Below are 21,798 nucleotides of genomic sequence, written 5' to 3' on the forward strand. Positions count from 1 at the left end.
AATGGACACCCTCACTATAAAAGGTATGCAATTTCGTGGTTATCACGGGGTACATGCGCATGAAAAAAGTGAGGGCAATGATTTTGAGGTTGATGTCATTCTAAAAACGGATCTTACCGCGCCCGCCTCGTCAGATAAGCTGTCGTATGCTATTGACTATACCAAAATACATGATATTGCTAAGGAGGTACTAGCTGGTGAATCAGTGGATCTGATTGAGCACCTTTGCTATAAGATTGGCTCTGCTATTGAAACGAAGTTGGCCAATATCGATTCATTTGAGGTTCGGGTGCGTAAACTTGGTCCACCATTATCAACCCAAACCGAGTATACTGAGGCGAGGATGTCATGGCCCAGGTCGTAATAGCTCTGGGTTCCAATCTCAATGATCCGCATCAACAGCTAAAAGAAGCAGCAAGCTTTTTGGAGGAAATCTCTGAAGAAAACATCAGGAAATCTGCGATTTATCGCTCCGAACCGGTGGGGCCATCCGAACAGGAATTTTTAAATGCCGTAGCTGTTATCGAAACAGAAAAAAAACCGCAAGAACTGTTTGAACAGCTGAAAGAACAGGAACGGAGGCAAGGCCGGCCTTCCCGATATCCCAAATGGACGGCCCGAACTATAGATTTGGATATTATTGCCTGGGATCGCTTGGTCATTGAAACAGATAGCCTTATCATTCCCCATCAAGAATACACCCGGCGTTTGTTTGTGCTATTGCCGCTAAAGGATGTTTTTCCAAATTGGAAAGACCCGGTTTCCGCTCAAACTGTGGATGAACTCATCAGGCAGGCCCCGGATTTGGAAATTGCCAAAACAACCCTGAATTGGTGACTGATGCCCAATAATTTTGATTTTATTGCCATAGAAGGCGTGATTGGAGCCGGTAAAACCTCGCTGGCCAGGTTACTTGCTGAACGGCGAAATGCACGGCTCGTTCTCGAGGAATTCGAGGACAACCCTTTTCTCCCCAAATTTTATGAAGACCGGGAGCGCTATGCTTTTCAAACCCAACTGGCATTTTTGGCTAGCCGGTTTAAGCAGCAGCAAAACATGATGAGCCAGGATTTATTCCACGAGCTCACTATTTCGGATTATATTTTTGATAAGGACCGCATTTTCGCGCGCCTGAATTTGGATTCCGACGAGATGGCACTGTATGATAATATCTTTAATATCATGACAGGTATTGCGGCTCAGCCGGATTTGATTATTTTTATACAGTCGTCGGTGGATCGCCTGATGGAAAATATTGAACAAAGGGGACGGGATTACGAGCGGAACATCACCCCGGAATATTTGAAAGAACTTAACGACGCGTATAACCACTTTTTTTACCACTACAACAGGGCGCCGTTGATTATACTGAATGCTACCGAGATGGATTTTGTAAACAATAAAGACCATCTGCTGTACATTGAAGAACAAATATTTGAAAAGCCGGTACACACCAATACCCATATTCACATTGCACCCTGAGCATCATGCTTAAGTTTTTATTTTTTATTGTAATATTTTTCTTTTTGGTAAGATATATCAATCGATTGTTCTTACCTTCCAAGAAGCGGAACAGCCAGTTTAATCCTTTTAATTACAAACCGGGCAACCGCGGTAAGAATTTCGACGAAATCGAAGAAGCTGAATACGAAGACCTTTCTAATAACGAAAAGTAAAGACCAACATACTCCATGAATTTTGAAGAGAAACTAAACAAGGGATTTGAACTTTTACAAGAAAAGGACATTGACTATGCCTTAGACGTAGCCCGTGAGCTACAAAAGGAGTATCCCGAGTCGCATGAGGCTTTTTACCTGGAAGCCTTGGTTATGCAACAACTGAACCAGTTTGACCATAGCCAGAAAGCTATCGAAAAAGCTCTTGAGTTGACTTCTGAAGAAAATGCGGCGTATTACAACCTGCGGGGTAACATTCGTATGCAGCTCGAAAAGCTGGATGAAGCCGAAGAAGATTTTGATAAAGCGATTGAAGTTAACGACAGCTCAGCCGCACACCGTAACAAAGTGCTGTTAATGCTGATGACCGATCGCGGACAGGATGCGATTCCTTACCTGATTAATCGTATCAAAAATGATCCCAAAGATGCCGAGAACTGGATCCTTATGGGAGACATGATTCAAAAAGGCGGTCAGCCCGATAAAGCCCGTACCTACTACGAGCAAGCCCTGAAAATTGATCCGGATAACGAATACGCCCAACGCCAGCTTGAGGAAGAGTAGAACATTGAGCAAAGAACATTCAACATTGAATGTTGAAGTTTGCTTCAGTTCTATGTGGGTGAAATAATCATAGCACCCAAACGATCAGGTTGGTAACCGGTTGGCGGAAAGTAAAATACTGTCTTTTCAGTATTGCTTATGTGGGTTTATTGTAGCACGATAAACTGATACCTGCGTCTGTCATCGATTCTTCAGAAGCGATAATGATGGCGGGCGCTTCTTATCAGAGCATGTGCACTAAACTTTCCACCAACAAGGAGCTCGCCATGAAAACAAATGCCTTGCCAATTTATGATATGAGCGATAATCCCACCGGATGCTGTCCTCGGTTTAAAGCGGAAGGGTGGGATGGGCAGGATCTTCACTTTGATCACAAACGGTTTGTGAAAGCCACTACCCGCAGCTTTCTGCATATTCCATTGAATATGGGATCGGTGTTCACAAAAACGATGAAAGCTATTGAAGAAGGCAAAGCTTTTAATGATAAGGAAGTCATTATTTTGTCCAATGATGTATCCCCCTGGAAATCTGAACATTTATTTGCAGTCACCAAAGATGTGAAAGGACAGCAAATGACCGAACTCAGCGGGGATTATATCACCAAAGTATTTGAGGGACCTTACAGAAATGCTAAAAAATGGATGCGCGATCTGCAAAGTGTTGTAGAGGAAAAGGGAAAAACATTCAAAAAACCCTATTTCTTTTATACAACTTGTCCTAAATGTGCCAAGTACTACGGCAAAAATTACGTGGTTGGTGTAGCAGAAGTAGAATAGTAACCGTTTCTTCTATACCTCATATTATTCCGTTTCTCCATTCAACGTAACCACCAGCCGGCGGGAACCTCCGCGATTGCGGTGTTCGCACAGGTATACTCCTTGCCAGGTTCCCAGGTTAAAGCGTCCGTTGGTGATCGGAATGCTTACGGAGGAGCCGAGAATAGAGCTTTTGATGTGAGAGGTCATGTCATCGGTACCCTCCAGTGTGTGCTAATAGAGTGAGGTATCTTCAGGAACTGCACGGCTGAAGTGGGATTCAAAATCTCGCCGTACGGAAGGGTCGGCATTTTCATTTATGGTGAGCCCGGCGCTGGTGTGCTGTATAAAAATATGGGCCAATCCGGTTTTTATATTTTTGATTTCCGGGATTTCCCGCAGAATCTCATCGGTGATGATATGATATCCGCGGGATTTTGGAGATAACGAAATTTCTTTTTGATGCCACATGGGTTACAGTGATCAGTTTGCAGTTATCGTTGAATAATTATGGGCATAGTCTATAAAATTATCGAGGCAAAGCGAAGCTTTTTTAGAAATTGAGTACGATGCCAAAAGAAGGCAACACCTGGCCGTCATCACTATCGCTTACCTGTACCAGTTTTCTTGGGGTGATGATTTCTCCGCTTTCATTTCGCTCTAAACCATAACGGGGCTCAGAGGGGCCTTCCTGGGCCAGGGCATTTTGTACTTCGAGGAATACGTCCAGGCTCAGGTTATCGAAGTTGAATTTTTTATCAATTCGAATATCCAGCTGACTGAGAGGATCGAGGCGAACGGTGCCAAGGCGATCAAAATCGCGGAACACGGCTGGGTAGTTTTCTTCTGTTTTATCCTGATCAACCGGCGCGTAAGGTGCTTTTCCAAGAAAACGATAGCGTCCGCTTACTTCCCAGTTGTTGCCAAATTTGTAGCCGCCCAACAGCGAAACCAATACGCCATTATCCCAAACGGCTGGCTTGTACTCAGCATCGCGCAAGTTGGTGAATTCACTTTTATAAAAAGTGAAAGCCGCTACGCCATAAAACTTACCCGTGAATTTTTGCTGGTACAACAATTCCAATCCATAGGTACGCCCTTGCCCCGCACTGATTACCGGCTCGCTCCCAAACACTTCAAAATCGCCGCCTTTGTTGGCGAGGGAAACACTGTCGGTGGTAGAAATGGGGTAATCATCATACCACTTGAAAAAGCCCTCGGCAGAGATACGGGCGCGCTCGTTCAACAAGTATTCCAGTCCCACCACGGCATGATCACTTCGGATATATTCCGTGTCCTTATTGGGGAAATTGCCCACATTATCCTGGAAACCAAGGGTTGTATAGGGCAGAATTTTGTAATAGCGGCCTACCGAACCATTAACCGTCCATTTTTGATCTGGCGTTAAATCGTAAGCAAGTCCCACGCGTGGGCTGAGGGTTCGCCACAGTTCATTGCCGGTTTCGGTGAAGGTATTTCCATCGGCGCGGAGGCCCATTGTGAATGAAAGCCGGTTTTGCAAGAAATCGGCGGAAGCCTGTCCAAACAGTCCATAGCGGAAAAAGTTGATATCACTTCGAAAACTGCGATTGTTGATGAAATCCCGGGTCGAATTGTAATAGTCGGAGTTGATGAGTTGAAATCCGCCGGTAGCAGTCCAGTTGTCGATAAATTTGGTGAGGCGATAGCGCAGATGGGTTTCCGTTTCGCGGGATTCATTTTCCAGGAATAAGCCCGTTTCATTTACATTATCATCGTACCGGTAAAAGAAATTGCCCAGCGTATTGTTGCTCACCACGGTTTCCATGAAGCCGCTGTTGTCTTGAAACTGACGTCTCCAGCCAATACCTACTGTGTTGCTGTTTTGGCGGATCACGGGAATTTGGTTTTGGGTAGCCTCCTGCTCGGGATCGAGATCGTCCATATCGTTGATAGCCAGATCATCGATAGAACCGATGCCGGTAATGTAGAGGGTGTTGTACTTGTCAAAGCGGTGATTAATTTTGTATTGATAATCCCAGTAATCCGGTAAAAAGGGCAGGCCGATAACCTGGAACAGGAGCTGTAAATAGGAACGGCGGACGGAAGCGATGTAGGTAGTTTTTGCTTCGGTATCATTCCCCTTAAAAAGCGGACCTTCTACGGTTAAAGCAGCTTCGCTGGAACTCAGGCGCAGGTTCCCGACGAACTCGCGATCATTGCCGGTACGCTGATTGAACTGCAATACGCCAGAGAGCACGTTTTCATACTGGGCACCAAAAGAGCTGGCGGTAAGCGATACGCCCTCAAAAAAAGATACGTTGAGCAAACTCACCGGTCCACCTGCACTACCCTGGGTTGAGAAGTGATTGATGTTAGGGATAGGCACACCGTCCAGGTAATACACATTCTCATTGGGTGCTCCGCCGCGAATGATCACATCGTTGCGAAAACCGCCCACCGATCCGGAAACTCCGGGCAGTGATTGTACCACTTTGGCAATGTCGTTATTGCCGCCGGGATAAGAAGTGATTTCTTCCTGGCTGAATTTTTGAATGGATATGGGAGATTCCTGTGATTTGGCAAAGGGGTTTGGTGTGATAGTCACGTCGTCCAACTCACTAACTTGTTCCTCCAGCTCAAAATTAAGGTCGATATTGCCTTCTGAACGCACCACCACGTTAAAGCGGGTTTGGGTAACAAATCCCACATAAGAAGCTTTTACATTATAGGTTTTGGTGGGGATGTCGTCAATAGTAAAGCGACCATCCGGGTTGGTGGCATCTCCCAGTTCCGTTCCTTCCAAAACAACGGTGGCGCCTATTAAGGGTTCACCTGTTTTGGCATCGGTTACCCGCCCGGTGATAGTGCCGGTGGATTGAGCAAAAATAGGGGAGGTGAAAATACAGAAAGAGAAAATGATGAATAGTTTGGTAGAGCCCACGTTAGGAAATCCGGTATAATTAAGTTTGTTTAGCTTGGGGTGAACAACATGAGGGTAGCGGTGTTACGTTCCGGAGGAATCTGGAAATGTTATTGTGACTCTCCTCCCTGCAAAATCAATAAATTGATTTTCCGGTCCCTCCTTGAGGGACACAGGTTTTTGGCTCTGGCTAAATTGTAGACTTAGGTTGACATATGTTATTTCGGAAAGAATTTATCTCTCTTTGGAGAGAGACCGGATTTAGCTCTGCTACAATCCAGAGAGAGGGAAGTGGTGACAAGGCCAAAACTGCTTTTATCACCGCAAATCACTACAATCTAAAAAAACATCGGGGTACCAATGCAAAAAGATCCATCTTATCATTACTACAACAAAAAACTAAAACCAGTAGCTAAAAGCCTTCGCCAGCGAATGACAAAGGCAGAAGCCTGCCTCTGGAAGTACGCCCTAAAAAATCGTCAGCACAGAGGATACACGTTCAACCGCCAGCGACCTGTTTTAGATTACGTAGCTGATTTTATGTGTAAAGAATTAAAGCTAATTATCGAAGTTGATGGCAGCTCGCATGATCATCCTTTAACATAAGAAAGTGATAGACTAAGAGACCGGATTTAGCTCTGCTATAATACAGAGAGTGGGAAGTGGTGGATTAGACCCCACTTATCACCCAAAAAGCCCTTTAATATTACCGCCATCGTGGCTGATGGTTTGGCCGGTTACGTAGCCTGCATGCGGAGAGAGTAGCCAGCTGGCCAGCGAAGCAAATTCCTCAGCAGTGCCCATCCGTCCTACCGGCACCTGTTTCTCCATTTCTTTTTTAGCCTCATCGTAGCTTATATCCTTAGATTCGCTGTTATTTTTGATGACCCGCTCAATAGCAGGTGTTTCATGCGAGCCGGGGGCCAGCACGTTCACCGTAACCCCATCCGGGGCAATTTCCAGTGCCAGTGATTTGGCAAAGCCAACAATACCGGCGCGGAAGCTGTTGCTGAGCGTTAAGGCAGGCAGGGGTTGTTTCACCGATTGGCTTTCAACAAACAGCATTCTGCCATATTCTTTATCCCTGAGCAGCGGGGCGACCCGCAGGGCCAAATCTACTTTCCATCGCATCACCAGCTGCCAGGCCGAATCCCAGTCTTTCATGTCGGTTTGGAGCGGGGTACCTGTGGGTGGACCTCCGGCGTTGAAGACAATGCCGTGGGTATCTTTTTGCTTCACAGCTTTTTCAATAGCGTCGAGTGTTTCATTGTAAATCAGGCTGCCTCCAATGATTTCAATTTGATCCTCAAAATGCCCAAATTTTTCCTGCAAAAGATTTCCCCGTCTTGCTACCAATACCACGTGGGCACCCTCAATTAAAAGTTGACGGGCAATGGCTTCCCCAAATCCGCTGGATGCTCCGCATACTACAAAACGTTGGTCGGTAATATTTAAGTCCATGATTATCTTCGTTTATCTTTCTCTTCTTTGATACGTTTGTACAGCTTTCCAAGCTTCTTGTCTTTAGCCCTTCGTTCGGCCACGGTACTTGAAAAGTGTGCTTGTTCCCGTTTCAGCTTATGATAGTTTTCATAAGTGGATTGATCAAGCCCACCGGATTCCAGGGCTTCAAGTACGGCACAATCCGGTTCTTCGGTATGCGTACAATCTTTGAATTTACAGTTCCGCGCAAGTATAGAAATCTGGTCAAATGTACGGTCTATACTATCGGAATCACCGGCTATACCAAGTTCACGCATACCCGGCGTATCGATGAGAACTCCACCTTCGGGAAGAATCATCAATTCACGATGTGTGGTGGTATGCTTGCCTTTGCTGGTACTGTTGCTAATGGCATTCACTTTTAATTTTGGAACGTTTAGCAGATTATTGGCGAGGGAGGATTTCCCTACTCCTGAAGAACCAAGAATACAATAAGTGTTTCCTGCAGTGATCGTTTCTTTCAGCTCTTCGTAACCTGTATAGGTTTCATTACTGATAGGATAAACGGATACATTGGAGATTCTTTTGTGTATCGATTCTATGATTGCGGTTACTTTTTCTTGTCCAATGAGATCCGTTTTGCTTAGTATGATTACCGGGCGTATGTATGAACTTTTGCAGATAGCAATATATCGTTCCAGTCGATTCAAATTAAAATCATGGTCCACAGCTTGCATGATAAAAGCAATATCTACATTGGTGGCAATAATCTGTTTTTCCCCAAACTTGTTCACAGCCTGACGTTCAAGCGTGGAATAACGGGGCATCACTTCAATAATGATAGCCGCATTATCATCAAAAACAGAAAAAGTGACCCAGTCACCTACTGCAGGTAGGTCAGCCCGTGATTCTGCTGAATACCGAAGTTTACCGGTGATTTCAGCCTGATAAATGTTTTCAGGTGTTTGGATGAGATATCGTTCTTTATGCTCTACTATCACTCTGCCTACCTTCATACCCTCTCTTTCTAACGAAATAAGCTTTTGAGCAGATTTATTAAATCCGAGATCTTTTAAGGTCATTCTTTATGAGGCTATTTGAATGTGAAACCCAATGGTAACCAAAACCATGGATTGATGCATTACTACTGTCCACGGGGATGATATAAATTTATTGTAAAGCTTTAACTTATTGCAGGAAAAAGAAATAATAATGCTGTAGCTTCAAACAAATAATATCAGCACACTTTAAAAATCGAATACAGGTAACAAATGAAGAAGCTCACTATAGTAGTGATGGCGGTTTTCACGTCTTTGCTATGCACAGCAGTCGATGCTCAAAACATAAGCGAAAAGTTTCGGGTTGATGGAGTGATGTTTCTGTCTTTCGAGCACGATATGACAGGTGACTCATTTCATAATCAATTTACTATTAAGCGGGGATATGTCAATTTCAGAAGCAGTTTGACGGATAAGATAAACGTCAGGATTACCCAGGATGTGACGATTGATGAGGAAGGAGACGGGCTGGGAGATATCGAACTTCGCCTTAAATATGCGTACGTGGAATATGATTTACCCAGTACCGGGCTGTTCAACGAACCGCTCATTTCTGGTGGAGTAACAAGCCGGCCCTGGATCAGTTTTGAGCAGGATGTTAATGACTATCGTTCCCAAAAAAGCATGTTTATGGATCAAAATGACATCCTGAGTTCAGCGGATTATGGCCTTGCTTTTGAAACGGGTTTTGGTGAAAGTCTGGATGCGCCCGGTTTAAGTTCAAACGACAGTAAGTATGGAAGTTTTGCCATCGGGGTGTATAACGGAGGCGGATATTCAGCTATAGAGGTAAACAATAACAAATTGGTGGAAGGCCGGCTTAGTTTAAGGCCCGCTCATAACATCGTACCTGGTTTTCAGGTTAATGTTTTCGGTGCTTTTGGAAAGGGGAATAGTACCAGTAATCCTGAGTTTAATCTTTTGGGCTCTGCTCTTACATATGAATCAGTACGGGCAAATATGGTTTTGCAGGGGTTCCAATCGGTAGGTGATCAGGAGGCCAATTTCGTCAATCCAGCCCAACAAGCCTATGAATTACAGGGCTGGAGCATTTTTACGGAATTTCAGCCACTGGCAGATTTACCGATTCATATAAATGCCCGTACGGAAGAGCTTACAAATTTAGACCAAAACCGTTGGGTGGTTCGTGAAAGTGTAATCGGGATTGCCTATGTATTTCCTAATCGCTCCAAAATAATTTTGGATTATAGTCACCGAGAATCCCGCACAGAATTTAATCCTACTGATTTCAGCCGTGTGGAAGTAATTGGTGAGATAAGATTTTAAATAATCACCACAAAGACCTGAATGATAGAGGTCTTGGGTACTCCGTTTTCATACACTGCTTTAGCCTTTTGAAGGAGCGTTGGATTTGGTGAAAAATGCGACAATGGCTGAGGTTAGTACTCCCAATACAAAAGCACCGATGATGCTTTGTTTAACATAATTGGAGAGGCTGAAATAATTTGAGGCATCCTCCTCAGCCATATATCCTTCCTGCACAGAAAATTCTATCATATTTTGGAAGTAGTCTGGGGCTATAAATGTGGCAGAAAGATACTGGGTAAGAGGACTTAAAACCGTAACGATCACAGTAATAATCAAGCCGGAAATAAACCCTTGCTTGTAAGTCATATCCCCGCCCAAATCATTTTCTCGCTTATCCCGCAAAGCCAGTACGTAGAGTGTTATGGCTACAATAGCGAATAAATTGGTGTAGAGCATGTGTTGCGAAATATGCTCATCGTGTAAACCGGTAACCCGTTCCAACAGCATCCATATTAAGGTTGAACCGGCGAAAATTAAACCCCATTTCAATTCAGTTTTATACTTGTTCATAGCATTATCCCCCAAGAGGTTAGTTATGTGGGATTATACATATTTCTGAAAATAAGGGCTTAGCTTTTTCGATCTTTGACAAATATTACAAACGGGCGTTTAGGAAGTACCTTTAAAGTTCTGAAGAAATAAGCATCCAGGTGTAGGCCACAAATATCAATAAAAGTACTCCGGCTTCCCATCGGTCTAATTTTTTCTTCTGCCCGGTAAACATGCCAGAGAACAGGAGCAGGGTGCCTGCCGCCAATAAAAACAACTCATTGTTAAAAGAGGGGTTAAAGTGGATGGGACTGACTACGGAACTGATTCCCAAAATCAGGAAAATGTTGAAGATATTGGAGCCGATGATATTTCCAACGGCTATATCTGCATTTTTCCGTAAAGCGGCTACGATGGAAGTGGCCAGTTCTGGCAAGGAGGTGCCGGCCGCAATAATGGTCAATCCTATAATTTTTTCGCTTACTCCCATTTGGGTAGCTATCTCAATGGCATTATTTACAACAAGGCGCCCACCGAAAACCAAGCCGACAAGCCCGAGAACTATAAAGCTCCAAATTTTTAGCTGGGAATATTGTTTTTCAGGAGTGGAAATCTCCACGGAATCTCCCGATAGCTGTGTGTATACATAGTAAAGGAAACCGCAAAACAGGATCAGGAAGAGGGCTCCGTCTAATCTGGTCAAAGTGAAGGAATCCGGAGTCCAAAAGTCATTGGCTACAATGAATAGCAACAGGGCCGCAAAAAAGGAGAGAGGGATTTCTTTCCATACTGTACTGGATTGTACCACAAGAGGAGTAATCATACCCGAAATGCCGAGAATAACGAGCAGGTTGAAGTTGTTACTGCCGATCACATTTGCGAAAACAATTTCGTGATGCCCCTGTATACTCCCCATCACGTTTACCACCAATTCCGGTGCAGAGGTCCCAAAGGCCACAATGGTAAGACCGATCGCTAAATCTGAAACATTGTATTTTTTTGCCAGGGCAGAAGCACCGTCAACAAGCCAGTCGGCTCCTTTAATGAGCAGTACAAGTCCCAATACAAGCCAAAGAATAGGAGTGATCATATAAGTGATGAATGTGTGGATCAGCAGATTACGTACGCATCAAAATAATAACCAAATCGATTGGTAACAATAATGATACTGCCTGATTTAATCTACACGCCAGGTTTCAGGGCCTCGCAATAATTCATCCAGATTACCTTCGCCCTTACGCTCGATAACCTCATCCATTTGAGCGTTTACGCCGTCATCATAAGTAGGACGTTCTTCCGCATACAACACGCCAAAAGGGCGGGGCATGTGGTCGTTACCGGCACGCGGCTGATCAAAGAAACGGGACAGGAGGTAGGCTTTGGTTTTATCCTGCTCATCATGAATCCAGAGATCGTCTTTGCTAACGCCATCTTCTTCCAGATTCACGATTCTGGGAGTTAGGCCATCCAGCCAAATACCCCGGTCATTTTCTTTTCCGAAGATTAACGGTTCGTCTTGTTCCAGGTAAATAGCTTCCCGAGGACGGGATTTCTTATCGGTGAACAATTCAAAAGCACCATCATTAAAAACGATACAGTTTTGATAGATTTCCAGCATGGAAGCTCCCTGGTGAGCGTGCGTTCTTTGCAGCATTTTTTGCAGATGCCGCGGATCCCGATCCATAGCCCGGGCGATGAACGTGCCATCTGCTCCTAAGCTAAGAGAAAGCGGGTTGAAGGGGTGATCAATAGAACCATAAGGAGTAGATTTTGATACCGAGCCTTCCGGTGCGGTGGGAGAATACTGTCCTTTGGTAAGTCCGTAAATCTGATTATTGAATAGCAACAAGTTCACATTCACATTGCGGCGCAACAACTGTACAAAGTGGTTAGCCCCGATGGAAAGTGAATCTCCGTCGCCGGTAATAATCCAAACGCTAAGTTCCGGTCTTGTTGTTTTTAGACCGGTAGCAATAGCGGGAGCGCGCCCGTGGATAGAATGCATTCCAAAGGTATCCATGTAATACGGAAAGCGGGCAGCACAGCCAATACCTGAAATAAAGACAATGTCTTTTTTGTCTACACCAATCTCGGGCATAGCATTTTGAACCTGTTTCAGGATGGTATAATCACCACAACCGGGGCACCATCGTACGTCCTGATCAGAGGAAAAATCCTTACCGGAATATTCCTCGGTTCCCGAATTTCCGTTGCCTTTGGCGGTATGTTCGTCGATGCGTGTTTTTAATAACATAGTACTACTCAATTAGGAATTCGTTGAAGAAAGGGCGTCGTGGATGTTTTGCTTCAGCTCATCCACAAAGAAAGGCCGGCCAGTAATTTTATTGATGCCTTTGGCCGGGATGAAGTATTTGTCGCGCAGCAATTTTACCAGTTGCCCGTTATTTACTTCAGGGACCAATACATGCTCAAAGCCTTCCATTAATTCGCCCAAGTTTTTGGGGAAGGGATTCAGGTATTTCAGATGCGCATGCGAAATATCCATGCCTTCCTCTATGAGCTCACGCACGGCGGTTCGGATACTTCCGTAAGTAGAACCCCAGCCGATAACCAATGCATCACCGGTTTCCTTACCGCTGTCAACCTTTTGCTCGGGGATGAATTCGGCGATGGCATCTACCTTTGCCTGACGCAGCTTCGTCATCTTCTGGTGGTTTTCCGGATCGTAAGAAACGTCACCGGTCAGGTCTTGCTTTTCAAGTCCACCTACGCGGTGTTCAATACCGGCTGTTCCGGGAATAGCCCAGGAGCGTACATATCGCTCATCCCGTTTGTAAGGTAAAAACTTGTCGGTTTCTTCTCCGGTGCGTACTGGTTCAAAGTTTACGGTGATTTTTTTTAAATCTTCCTGCTGGGGAAAACGCCAGGGCTCGGTACCGTTGGCCAGGTAGCCGTCTGATAGCAAGATCACCGGCACCATGTGCTCCAGTGCAATGCGGCAGGCTTCAAAAGCTGCGTCAAAACAGTCAGAGGGAGTACCGGGGGCAATCACGGCAATCGGGCTTTCCCCGTTACGGCCATAAAGCGCCTGCATTAAATCAGCCTGCTCGTTTTTGGTGGGCATTCCCGTTGAAGGTCCGGCGCGCTGCACATTCAAGATTACCAATGGCAGCTCTAGCATGGTAGCCAGCCCGATGGCTTCACCTTTGAGGGCGATGCCGGGACCGGAAGAACTGGTGATACCTAAACTTCCTCCAAAAGCAGCCCCAATAGCCGATGAAACGGCTGCAATCTCGTCTTCAGCCTGGAAGGTCATCACCCCAAAATTTTTAAGTTGTGATAATTCGTGCAAAATATCAGAAGCGGGAGTGATAGGGTAGGAACCGAAAAATAGCGGCAAGTTACTTTGCCGGGCGGCAGAAACCAGACCCAGCACGGTAGCTTTATTTCCAGTCACGCTTCGGTATTCGCCTTTTGCAATAGGGGCTTTTCTAACCGTGTACTTATCGGTGAAAACTTCGGTGGTTTCCCCGTAGTTAAAGCCTTCTTTCAGCACCTTGATGTTGCCTTCCGCAATATCCGGCTTGTTCTTAAATTTCTTTTCCAAAAACTCGATAGTAGAATCCAGGGGCCGGTTGTACATCCAATACAGCAATCCCAGCACAAACATGTTCTTGGATCGCTCTATCTCTTTGTAGCCTAAATCAGAATCTTTCAGGCTTTCTTTGGTAAGCTTGGTGATATCCACCTCAATAACCTGATGATCGCTAAGGGTGCCATCTTCCAGGGGATTATTTTCTTCGCCGTACTTGGCCAGGTTCAGATTCTTTTTGTCAAAACCGGAGGTGTTGGCAATGATCACACCGTCTTTTTTCAGCATACCCAGGTTGGCTTTCAGTGCGGCAGCGTTCATGGCTACCAGTACGTCGCAATTATCACCGGGCGTCATGATCTCGGTACTTCCAAAATTCAACTGAAAAGAGGAAACGCCGGGGACCGTACCAGCTGGGGCTCGGATTTCGGCGGGAAATTCGGGAAGGGTTCTCAGATCGTTGCCTTCAAGGGCCGTGGTGTTAGTGAAGAGCGAGCCGGTGAGTTGCATGCCGTCACCGGAATCGCCGGCAAAACGAATGGTGACTTTTTCACGGACAATGTCCTTTGCGTCCATAGGATTACTACTTTATGAGTTAGGTCTGCAAACAGGTAATTCAATTTAGACCTTAAAAGTAGGTGTAAAATTTTCGGTTCTCAACTTATTATCACATTATAGTGAGGGAAAATACTGCAATTTACACAATCAGTTTTTTGATATCGTCGGCATGGGAACGGCTAACTTTTACTTCGGCACCGTCGCTCATCTCAGCTATAAAGCCACCGCCACCATCACTCTGCAAATTCTGCAATTCCTTGATGGCCAAAAGGTACGAGCGGTGCGAGCGCTGGAATAATTCGGGATCGAGTTTGTCTTCCAGATTTCCCAGACCCGTACTGCAAAGATGAGCGCCGTTTTTAGTGTGAATCTTGGAGTAGTCGCCCTCAGCCTGTATCCAAATAATATCATCCACGGCTATGGGAATAATTTTAACGCCAACACGTACAAAAAGGCGGTCGGGGTAGGAATTCGGCTGTTTATATTGTTGAATGATGGACTGAATACGTTCCTGTTCCTGCTCTTTGGATTCCTGCTTGTTCAAGACCCGCTGCAGGGCTTCGTTGAAACGCTGCTGGGTGTAAGGTTTTAGCAGGTAATCGATGGCATTTACTTCAAAGGCGCGGAGTGCGTAGGCATCGTGAGCAGTAGAAAAGATAACCTGCGGGATGTTATCCAGTTGGTCCAGAAGTTCGAATCCATCCATTCCGGGCATTTGGATATCCAGAAAAAGTAAGTCCGCCGGGTTACTGTTAAGATAATCCACAGCTTTGGACGGGGCTCCGAAAGAGGCTACAATTTCTACCTGATCTATATCTTCCAGGTATTCCTCAACAACCGCCCGCCCGGGTTCTTCATCGTCAACAATAACTGCTTTCAGTGTACTCATAGAAATTAGCTTGTGGGGATTTTGAACGATACTTTGGTTCCTTTCGGATGGTTTGGTTCAATCTTAAGTGATGCTTCCGGGCCGAATCTCTTAACCAGCATCTCATTGGTGTTTTTAAGCCCTATGCCGGCATGGTCTTTGGGCACGGCGTCTTTTTGTAGCCCCTTCCCGGTATCTGCTACAGTAAAATAAACGGCATCTTCCTTTTCTTTTATAATGATGTGGATTTCGCCACCTTCCTCCAACGGGGCAATACCATGCTTCACGGCATTTTCAACCAAAGGCTGGCAGATCATGGGAGGAATGGAAAACTGTTTGACGGTATCATCAATATTAAATGCCACTTTTAGGCGATCACCAAGGCGTGTTTTCTCCAATTCAAGATAGGTTTTGATGAAAGTGATTTCTTCAGATAAAGGAACCTGAGATTTATCAAAACTGTCCAGCGAATAACGGAGCATATCAGATAACCGGGTAATCATCTCCCGTGCTTGATGAGGTTGTGCCGTGACTGAGGCATTGATGCTATTCAGGGTATTAAACAAAAAATGAGGGTTGATTTGTGCTTTCAGCGTAGCAATTTCCTGTTTTCGGGATAACTCCTTGAGTTCGGCTGCCTGTTGGTCTTTGCGGTTAACTGTTTTCAAGGATTCGATGACATGAATGACGGCAAATACCACTACGTATTCAATAAAGGTGCTGAACATAATCCAAGCCTGATTATCCTGGAATTCACTGCCGAGATACTGCAAGCCGAAGATCAGATCAAACATAAAAAGGTAGGAATAATACCACGCCACAGTAAACAGGATGGAGGTGACGCCGTGTAATAAAAGTTTGACTAACCAGCTGCTTTCGTGCAACTTACGCACCAGCAGAAACCAGACACATACCATGTATAACAGCATAATGGAGGTATTCAGCATGGTGCCCAACAGTGAATAAATAAAAGGGACCTGGTTGGAATAAGTCAGGAGTCCGGCGCTAAGCAAGGTAAAGACGGCCCAGAAAAAGGCTGTGAGGAGCAGTCCCTTTTTAGTGACCTGTGGTTTTTCAGAAATAGCTGCCGTTTGCATATCAGAATCCATGATTTATGAAAAAAGTACCGGAAATATCATAATGATGCCATGCACCAGCCCCGATGCCACAAAGGTGCCGCCTTTCTCGCGTATCACCCCAAAACATAAACCGCCTGCAAATGTCCAGAACCCCCAGGCCCACGGCCAGCCACTTTGGGCGGCAATCACGTGTATCAACTCAAATAAAAGGGAGGCGGTGATAAGCCCCCAGCCGAAGGAAAAGCCAAAGATGGACCAGCGTGTATCAAGAACCTGGTTGAGGCGGGTTTGGATGTAGCCGCGAAATAGAAATTCCTCGGCCTGACCGATAAACAGGAGTGCAATAAATATCTGCGCAGCTTTGGGGTGAAGGGCATGAAGGCCCGCGGTAATGGGAATGCCTGCTGCAAATGTGAGCAGAATAATGCCCAGCCATCGCCGGGACGGAAGCCGGTTAGCCGAAGCGGTTTGATCTCTGAAAAGCCAGCATAGGGCAGGGATAGCAACAAAATGCCATCCGGCGATGATGAGAGCACCCGGCCAGCTGTAGAAACTGAATCCCAGCAATTGAACTACCGGGAAGGATAGAAAGGTGACTGGCATCATTACGCTCAGAGACCGGCCGCCTGTTTCCAGCGCCCTCTTAAATAAGGAGCCGGACGCATTCTCTGTTTTTGATGTATTGGAAGGAAAATACATGAAAGCTGCAGGGAAGAGGATCATTCCGGTGAAGGTCACGATTATATTCCTGCCAAAGGTTTCCTGTTGCCAGCTCAGCAAGTCGGGAAAATAGCGGGAGCTCCAGTAAAGTGCTCCCACAAGAATATAAACAGTGGTAACTTCGGCAATTGCTCGGGTGCGTTTATTCATTAAGCTGTTGTTGTACGCTTGGAAGTAACTGATATTTCACCCAGCCATAATCGGAGTCCACTTGGAGGGCTTGTTCATAGGCTTCTTTTGCTTGCTGATAGTTTTCCTGCTTGGCATAAACCTGACCGATCCAGGCATACACTTCGGCGTGTCCCCAGTCGGGAGCCAGTTCGTTTTGGGGTTCAAAAGTGCGGAATAATTCGGCTGCTTTCTGCAGAGAAGTCATGGCGTTATCGAGGCCACCGCCAAACATGGAGGGCTTATAAATATTCCCGGTGCCTTCAATCATGTACACCCGGGGATTTTCAGGCGACAGCTCTTTGGCTTTATCTGTGGCGGATTGGGACTTTGGGCCATATCTCATCCCGGAAAACATGCCGGTGGCTTTCATGCCAAAAGTGCTTCCCAAAAGGGCATAGGCTTCGGCAAAATCGGGATCAATGTCCACGGCTTTTTCCAGATGGTTGATGCTTCGGTCCAGGAACTTCTCATCGGGTTCGCTGCCGTCTTCGGCAGGTAGGTTGTACATCCGATACCAGGCATAACCTGCATAATAGCGGGCATATTTCTTCAAATCCGAGTGATCAAAGAAGGGTTCCATGGCATAGCCAATGCGCGCCACTTCTTGACGGTTGGAGGCATCAATGGCTGTATTGAGTTCTTGCTTGAGCTCCAGGAATTGATCCCTTTCCGTGGCTGTGGAATCTTGGGCCAGCAGGTTTCCGGGAGCAAAGATCATCATAAGAAATACGAAAAAGTAGGATAGCGTCTTCATAGGACTGGTGATTTAGAGGTTGAGGTTAGCGGTTACGCCGGCGTAGAAAAATCGGTTGTAGTTGCTGTACACCGGCGATCGGTTAGAATAGTCGTTATTGTAAGTGTAGTCATTGATATTCTTGTAATTCAAAACATTGGAAACGGATACATAAAAGGTAATTGATTGCTGCTTGGGTAGGGGAAGATAGTAACTCAGGTTGAGGTCGAGCCGGTGAAAATCAGGGAGTCTCTTTGAGTTTACAGGTCCTTCAACAGGCAGGTAATAATTTTGGCCGGATGGTTGATAGGCATCCACCACCGGGGTAAAAGGCCGGCCGGTGGCATATTGATAATTGAGTCCGCCGTATATCATGTCAACTATTCGGAATTTACCTACCACATTCAGGTTATGGGTGATGTCAAAGTCAGACAGGGTAGATTCAAAAACCATGGATGATTCCGTTTGTCGGGGCTGGTATCGTTCGGATTGCAGGAAACTGTAAGAAATCCAGCCGTTAAAGCGGCTTTGCAAAAAGCGGGAATATCGTAGAAAAAGATCTACTCCCCGGGCATCACCGTATCCCCGGTTGGTGAGTTGCCGTTCTTCATCCTCAATAACCAACTGGTCGTAGTCCTTATAATAGGCTTCCGCACGAAAGTGCAGTAAATCGTTTTCATGCTCAAAGCCAAGAATGTAATGGACGGCTTGCTGAGGACCCAGCTCAGGATTGCCTGTCTGCGTATTAAATTGATATGGCTGCGGATACTGATGATACAAACCTGTAGATACCCGAACATTGGTGCGTTTATTCAATTGATACTGTACGGTAAGCCGCGGATCGGCGGTTAGCGATTCAGAAAGGTCATAGTAATCGGTTCGAATGCCCATATTAATAAGCCAGCGATAGCCGGGCTGGATATCAAGTTCGGTATAGCCTGCTAAGCGTGTGGAGCCATAATTTTCATCCAGTTGATAAAAGGAGGCATCCGGTCCCAGTATTTCTTCATCTTGCGGTACCCGACCGGTAAAAATGTTTTTCTGATGCACGGCTTCTCCGCCAGTATACAGTTTCAGCATATCGGACAAAGGGCGCTCCCAGTCGGAACGGAATTTATAGGTTTCATCCTTCTCGGTCATATCCAGCACGCCCATGGCCGAAGTACTGGAGAATCGGTTAAGGGAAAAACTGTTTTTCATCAGCCAGCTGCTTTCATCAAATAAATACGACCATTGCATGTTATAGAGCTGATTGGATTCATCCCCGGTATAATTTCCCTGGTACGAAGGCTCATCAACCGTTACGCCTACCTGGTTTTTGGTGAGATAGGTGAAAGCCTTGATGGTAGAGGCAGCAGACGGTTTGTATACGGCATTTATATTAAAATCAGTAGAAGAGGGTGCTTTGTGAAACTGGTTGGCTTGTCCGTTCAGCTCAAACATGGTTTTGGTGAAGCTTTGATTCCCCGACATATTCACTCCTAATTTCCCAGGGATAAGCTCGGTAGATACCTGTGCGGAAGCGGCCGCCAGTCCGAGATTCAGATCTATGGTATTTTGTTCAGGCATTCCCAAAGATTGCATCGATAACACGCCGGACAAGGCATTCCCATATCGGGCCGGAAAGCCACCGGTTGAAAAGAAGGTTCCCGACACGAGAAAAGGAGGGATGGTGCCAAAGATGCCGCCGGTGGGCGTTTCATATTTATAAGGATGAATGACTGTGGCCTGATCCAGCAGGATTTTTGTTTCGGAGACATCACCCCCACGCACAAACAAACCGGAGCCTTCATTAACAGAAGATACGCCCGGAAAGGTTTGAAAAGCCCGGAATACATCGGCGGCGGCACCGGGTGTGGTTACCACTTCAATGGGAGAGAGGGTTACACTTTCCACATCTCCAGTGGTAAATGCGCTGGCGGTAATTTGAGCATTCCCCAAATCCAGGAGGGCTTCTTTCAGAGTGATGCTGCGGTCATAGTGCTCTCCGGCCTCCAGGTTAAGTTGCTCGGTATAATTCCTGAATCCAAGAAGGGAGACCGCCAAAGTAACAGCGCCTGTTTGTTTTGTTTTTAGGATGAATTCTCCGCTATTATTGGTTACGGTTCCGGCGCTGCCCTCCTTTATATAGACATGAACAAATTCCAGGGGCTTGCCATCTTGACCTGATACGGTTCCTTGGATGGTTGCCTGTTGGGAGGATTGACCAAAGCAGTAGCTCATCAACCCAAAAAACAAAAAGAAAAGCAGCCATTTTAGAAGAATATTGCTTGAGCAGAAGCTGCAGGAATCAGGCTTTAATGACTCGGCATGATGATCTGCTGGCCGCTCGTTTTGTTTAAGATGATTCTCTAAGGTCATAGCTCATGGTTTTGTGTTCACCCCAAGAATAATGGAGCGAACACAAAAGGCCATGCGCTGTTCGATGAATGGGGATATAAGTCGATGAATGGAGGCGGCTAACCAGTTAGCGGTTTTTCAGGCACTTCTTTATCAGTTTGAGAGCCCAGTCGTAATGGCTGGAAGTAGCTGAAATAAGGTAAGCCCCCAAAGAAGTTGATCCGGTCCAGGGATATCGTTTCTTTTCAAACAATTCTTCATCGGTGTGTTTGTCGATGATATATTGGAGATCAGCAAACGAACTGTGTAACATACTTTTAGCCTCATCCAACGGGGTATCCCGGTATTGTTCCCAAATTTCACGGTTAAGGTCGGGGAGGGTTTTCCAGGTATAGCCTTTGGCGGGCATATCCGGTTTTTCCCCTTTCATGCCGGTGCGGTACCATTCCAGCATCATTAGATGCCATTGGTGCAGATGACAGAGCACATCACTGATGTTTCGGTTCAGGTATCCCTCGGGAAATTCTGCCTGTTGATCTTCTTGCTCAAGCTGCTCAACAAACTCAATCAGTTTAAAGTAATTTTCGGTGCTTTGGAGTTTTAACTCTTCTTTGGATTTGGGACGTGCCATAAGCGGAGGATTGCGTTAAAGGGGACGATGACCTCTGCTACCACATTAATTATAAGAGGTGTATTTATTGTGAAGATCTGCCCGCGGGAGGATAGTAGAAGGTTTTTCATTTTGAGGTTCTACAAACAGTTTTCTTAAACCGTAAAAGATACAATCGTCAGACGAGCTGGAGTCGTCGGATGAAGTATGGAGCGTAAAAAGAGAAGAAACTCGTCCGACCACTACCATAGAAACAACCGTTTTAATCACTTGTACCGCACGATAAAGCAGGCCGCTCAGCTAAGCAAGAAGTGGTCTCATATGTTAGAGGGAGTAACATTTACCAACAGGCAAAAGGTTGTATAAGTAGCTTTTGATCTTTACTCTCTGCCTGTTTTATTGGAATCGAGCCAGCCTGGTACCTTCCGTATTGGTCTACGCACTGCCTGCAGGCAGATGCACTTCGTCAGGTATATCCAGGCTGGTTTTTCTGCCGTTGAGCCTCAACAGTACCTACAGAGTTGTTTTTGCACCGATCACAAAGACAATATCGTCCATTCATGAGACAAGGCGGACGCGTCAGAACCCGATCCCACCTTAGAAGTCCCCACGAACCATTAATACTATATTCTTGCCATGATGTACAGTTTCGGTGCAGATATAAGCAAAGATACTTTCAGCGTATGCCTTGTAGGCTATAATTTGAACCAACAAAGCCACCAGGTATGCGCGCGCAAAGAGTTTGCGAACCGTCCGGGAGCTCATAAAGCCTTTTTGGGCTGGCTGCGGCGACACGCCAAAGGGACTACTGCTATTCGGGTGACGATGGAAGCGACCGGGGTGTATTATGAGGGGCTTGCCCTCTACCTGCAGGAGCAGGTCCCGGATGTGCACCTGAGTGTGGTATTGCCGAGCCAGGCCAAACGCTACATGCAATCGCGGGGGCTGCG

General features: G+C 45.8%; 22 protein-coding genes and 1 pseudogene. 9 read left to right on the plus strand and 14 right to left on the minus strand.

All coding sequences use genetic code 11. The features are described 5' to 3' along the window. Position 1: 1 nt before the first annotated feature. The 6 genes from folB to FN815_RS12510 all read left to right on the plus strand — a co-directional run bounded on the left by folB (position 2) and on the right by FN815_RS12510 (position 3,016). Positions 2-364, plus strand: coding sequence for a dihydroneopterin aldolase (folB, locus tag FN815_RS12485; RefSeq protein WP_142454971.1), 363 nt, complete (start codon positions 2-4; stop codon positions 362-364). Continuing rightward, a complete protein-coding gene (gene folK, locus FN815_RS12490) occupies positions 349-837 on the plus strand; it encodes a 2-amino-4-hydroxy-6-hydroxymethyldihydropteridine diphosphokinase (RefSeq protein ID WP_142454972.1) in 489 nt (162 codons plus the stop codon). The genes folB and folK overlap by 16 nt, the downstream gene beginning before the upstream one ends. 3 nt (positions 838-840) lie before the next feature. Next, positions 841-1,482: a deoxynucleoside kinase gene (locus tag FN815_RS12495; RefSeq protein ID WP_142454973.1), complete on the plus strand. Its 642-nt coding sequence runs from the start codon at positions 841-843 to the stop codon at positions 1,480-1,482. A gap of 5 nt (positions 1,483-1,487) precedes the next feature. Beyond that, complete coding sequence (locus FN815_RS12500) at positions 1,488-1,676, plus strand: hypothetical protein (protein WP_142454974.1); 189 nt, start codon at positions 1,488-1,490, stop codon at positions 1,674-1,676. Positions 1,677-1,691: 15 nt separating this feature from the next. Next, entirely contained in the window at positions 1,692-2,240 is a 549-nt protein-coding gene (locus tag FN815_RS12505; RefSeq protein ID WP_142454975.1) for a tetratricopeptide repeat protein, read from the plus strand. Positions 2,241-2,506: 266 nt separating this feature from the next. After that, entirely contained in the window at positions 2,507-3,016 is a 510-nt protein-coding gene (locus tag FN815_RS12510; protein WP_142454976.1) for a hydrolase, read from the plus strand. A gap of 24 nt (positions 3,017-3,040) precedes the next feature. On the opposite strand, the pseudogene FN815_RS19165 reads toward FN815_RS12510, so the two are convergent. Both FN815_RS19165 and FN815_RS12520 read right to left on the minus strand, forming a co-directional pair. Continuing rightward, positions 3,041-3,466: pseudogene (locus FN815_RS19165) on the minus strand (secondary thiamine-phosphate synthase enzyme YjbQ). Positions 3,467-3,548: 82 nt separating this feature from the next. Continuing rightward, positions 3,549-5,918, minus strand: a complete 2,370-nt coding sequence (locus tag FN815_RS12520) for a TonB-dependent receptor (protein ID WP_142454977.1) — start codon at positions 5,916-5,918, stop codon at positions 3,549-3,551. Positions 5,919-6,257: 339 nt separating this feature from the next. Here FN815_RS12520 and FN815_RS12525 point away from each other — a divergent pair, with 339 nt between their 5' ends. Continuing rightward, on the plus strand, positions 6,258-6,503 hold the full coding sequence (locus FN815_RS12525; RefSeq protein ID WP_142454978.1) for an endonuclease domain-containing protein: 246 nt from the start codon (positions 6,258-6,260) through the stop codon (positions 6,501-6,503). A gap of 78 nt (positions 6,504-6,581) precedes the next feature. Here FN815_RS12525 and FN815_RS12530 read toward each other — a convergent pair whose 3' ends face one another. Beyond that, positions 6,582-7,358 (minus strand): SDR family oxidoreductase, encoded by a 777-nt coding sequence (locus tag FN815_RS12530; RefSeq protein ID WP_142454979.1) that lies wholly within the window; start codon positions 7,356-7,358, stop codon positions 6,582-6,584. Between the two features lie 2 nt (positions 7,359-7,360). Next, a complete protein-coding gene (gene rsgA / locus FN815_RS12535; protein ID WP_246075277.1) occupies positions 7,361-8,356 on the minus strand; it encodes a ribosome small subunit-dependent GTPase A in 996 nt (331 codons plus the stop codon). A gap of 255 nt (positions 8,357-8,611) precedes the next feature. On the opposite strand from rsgA, the gene FN815_RS12540 reads away from it, so the two are divergent. Next, the gene (locus FN815_RS12540) at positions 8,612-9,685 is read left to right on the plus strand and encodes a hypothetical protein (protein ID WP_142454981.1); all 1,074 of its coding nucleotides are present in this window, start codon (positions 8,612-8,614) and stop codon (positions 9,683-9,685) included. A gap of 60 nt (positions 9,686-9,745) precedes the next feature. Here the strand turns inward: FN815_RS12540 and FN815_RS12545 are convergent, their stop codons facing one another. The 10 genes from FN815_RS12545 to FN815_RS12590 form a co-directional block, all read right to left on the minus strand. Beyond that, positions 9,746-10,237: a DUF4199 domain-containing protein gene (locus tag FN815_RS12545; RefSeq protein ID WP_142454982.1), complete on the minus strand. Its 492-nt coding sequence runs from the start codon at positions 10,235-10,237 to the stop codon at positions 9,746-9,748. 112 nt (positions 10,238-10,349) lie between these two features. Next, the gene (locus FN815_RS12550) at positions 10,350-11,306 is read right to left on the minus strand and encodes a calcium/sodium antiporter (RefSeq protein ID WP_142454983.1); all 957 of its coding nucleotides are present in this window, start codon (positions 11,304-11,306) and stop codon (positions 10,350-10,352) included. 87 nt (positions 11,307-11,393) lie between these two features. Further along, complete coding sequence (locus FN815_RS12555; protein ID WP_142454984.1) at positions 11,394-12,470, minus strand: 2-oxoacid:ferredoxin oxidoreductase subunit beta; 1,077 nt, start codon at positions 12,468-12,470, stop codon at positions 11,394-11,396. 12 nt (positions 12,471-12,482) lie between these two features. Then, entirely contained in the window at positions 12,483-14,345 is a 1,863-nt protein-coding gene (locus FN815_RS12560) for a 2-oxoacid:acceptor oxidoreductase subunit alpha (RefSeq protein WP_142454985.1), read from the minus strand. Between the two features lie 121 nt (positions 14,346-14,466). After that, positions 14,467-15,216, minus strand: coding sequence for a LytR/AlgR family response regulator transcription factor (locus tag FN815_RS12565; protein WP_142454986.1), 750 nt, complete (start codon positions 15,214-15,216; stop codon positions 14,467-14,469). Between the two features lie 5 nt (positions 15,217-15,221). Continuing rightward, the gene (locus tag FN815_RS12570; RefSeq protein ID WP_185957286.1) at positions 15,222-16,292 is read right to left on the minus strand and encodes a sensor histidine kinase; all 1,071 of its coding nucleotides are present in this window, start codon (positions 16,290-16,292) and stop codon (positions 15,222-15,224) included. A 15-nt stretch (positions 16,293-16,307) separates the two neighbouring features. After that, a complete protein-coding gene (locus tag FN815_RS12575; RefSeq protein WP_142454988.1) occupies positions 16,308-17,144 on the minus strand; it encodes a CPBP family intramembrane glutamic endopeptidase in 837 nt (278 codons plus the stop codon). Beyond that, a complete protein-coding gene (locus tag FN815_RS12580; RefSeq protein WP_142454989.1) occupies positions 17,137-17,919 on the minus strand; it encodes a tetratricopeptide repeat protein in 783 nt (260 codons plus the stop codon). Before FN815_RS12580 ends, FN815_RS12575 begins: the two co-directional genes overlap by 8 nt. Before the next feature lie 12 nt (positions 17,920-17,931). After that, positions 17,932-20,259, minus strand: a complete 2,328-nt coding sequence (locus tag FN815_RS12585) for a TonB-dependent receptor (protein WP_142454990.1) — start codon at positions 20,257-20,259, stop codon at positions 17,932-17,934. A gap of 106 nt (positions 20,260-20,365) precedes the next feature. Next, positions 20,366-20,869: a ClbS/DfsB family four-helix bundle protein gene (locus tag FN815_RS12590; protein ID WP_142454991.1), complete on the minus strand. Its 504-nt coding sequence runs from the start codon at positions 20,867-20,869 to the stop codon at positions 20,366-20,368. Positions 20,870-21,484: 615 nt separating this feature from the next. Here FN815_RS12590 and FN815_RS12595 point away from each other — a divergent pair. Then, the coding region (locus FN815_RS12595) for an IS110 family transposase (RefSeq protein ID WP_142454992.1) at positions 21,485-21,798 on the plus strand (314 nt) is incomplete at its 3' end.

The organism is Gracilimonas mengyeensis (assembly GCF_900182705.1).
GTDB classification, from domain to species: Bacteria; Bacteroidota; Rhodothermia; order Balneolales; family Balneolaceae; genus Gracilimonas; species Gracilimonas mengyeensis.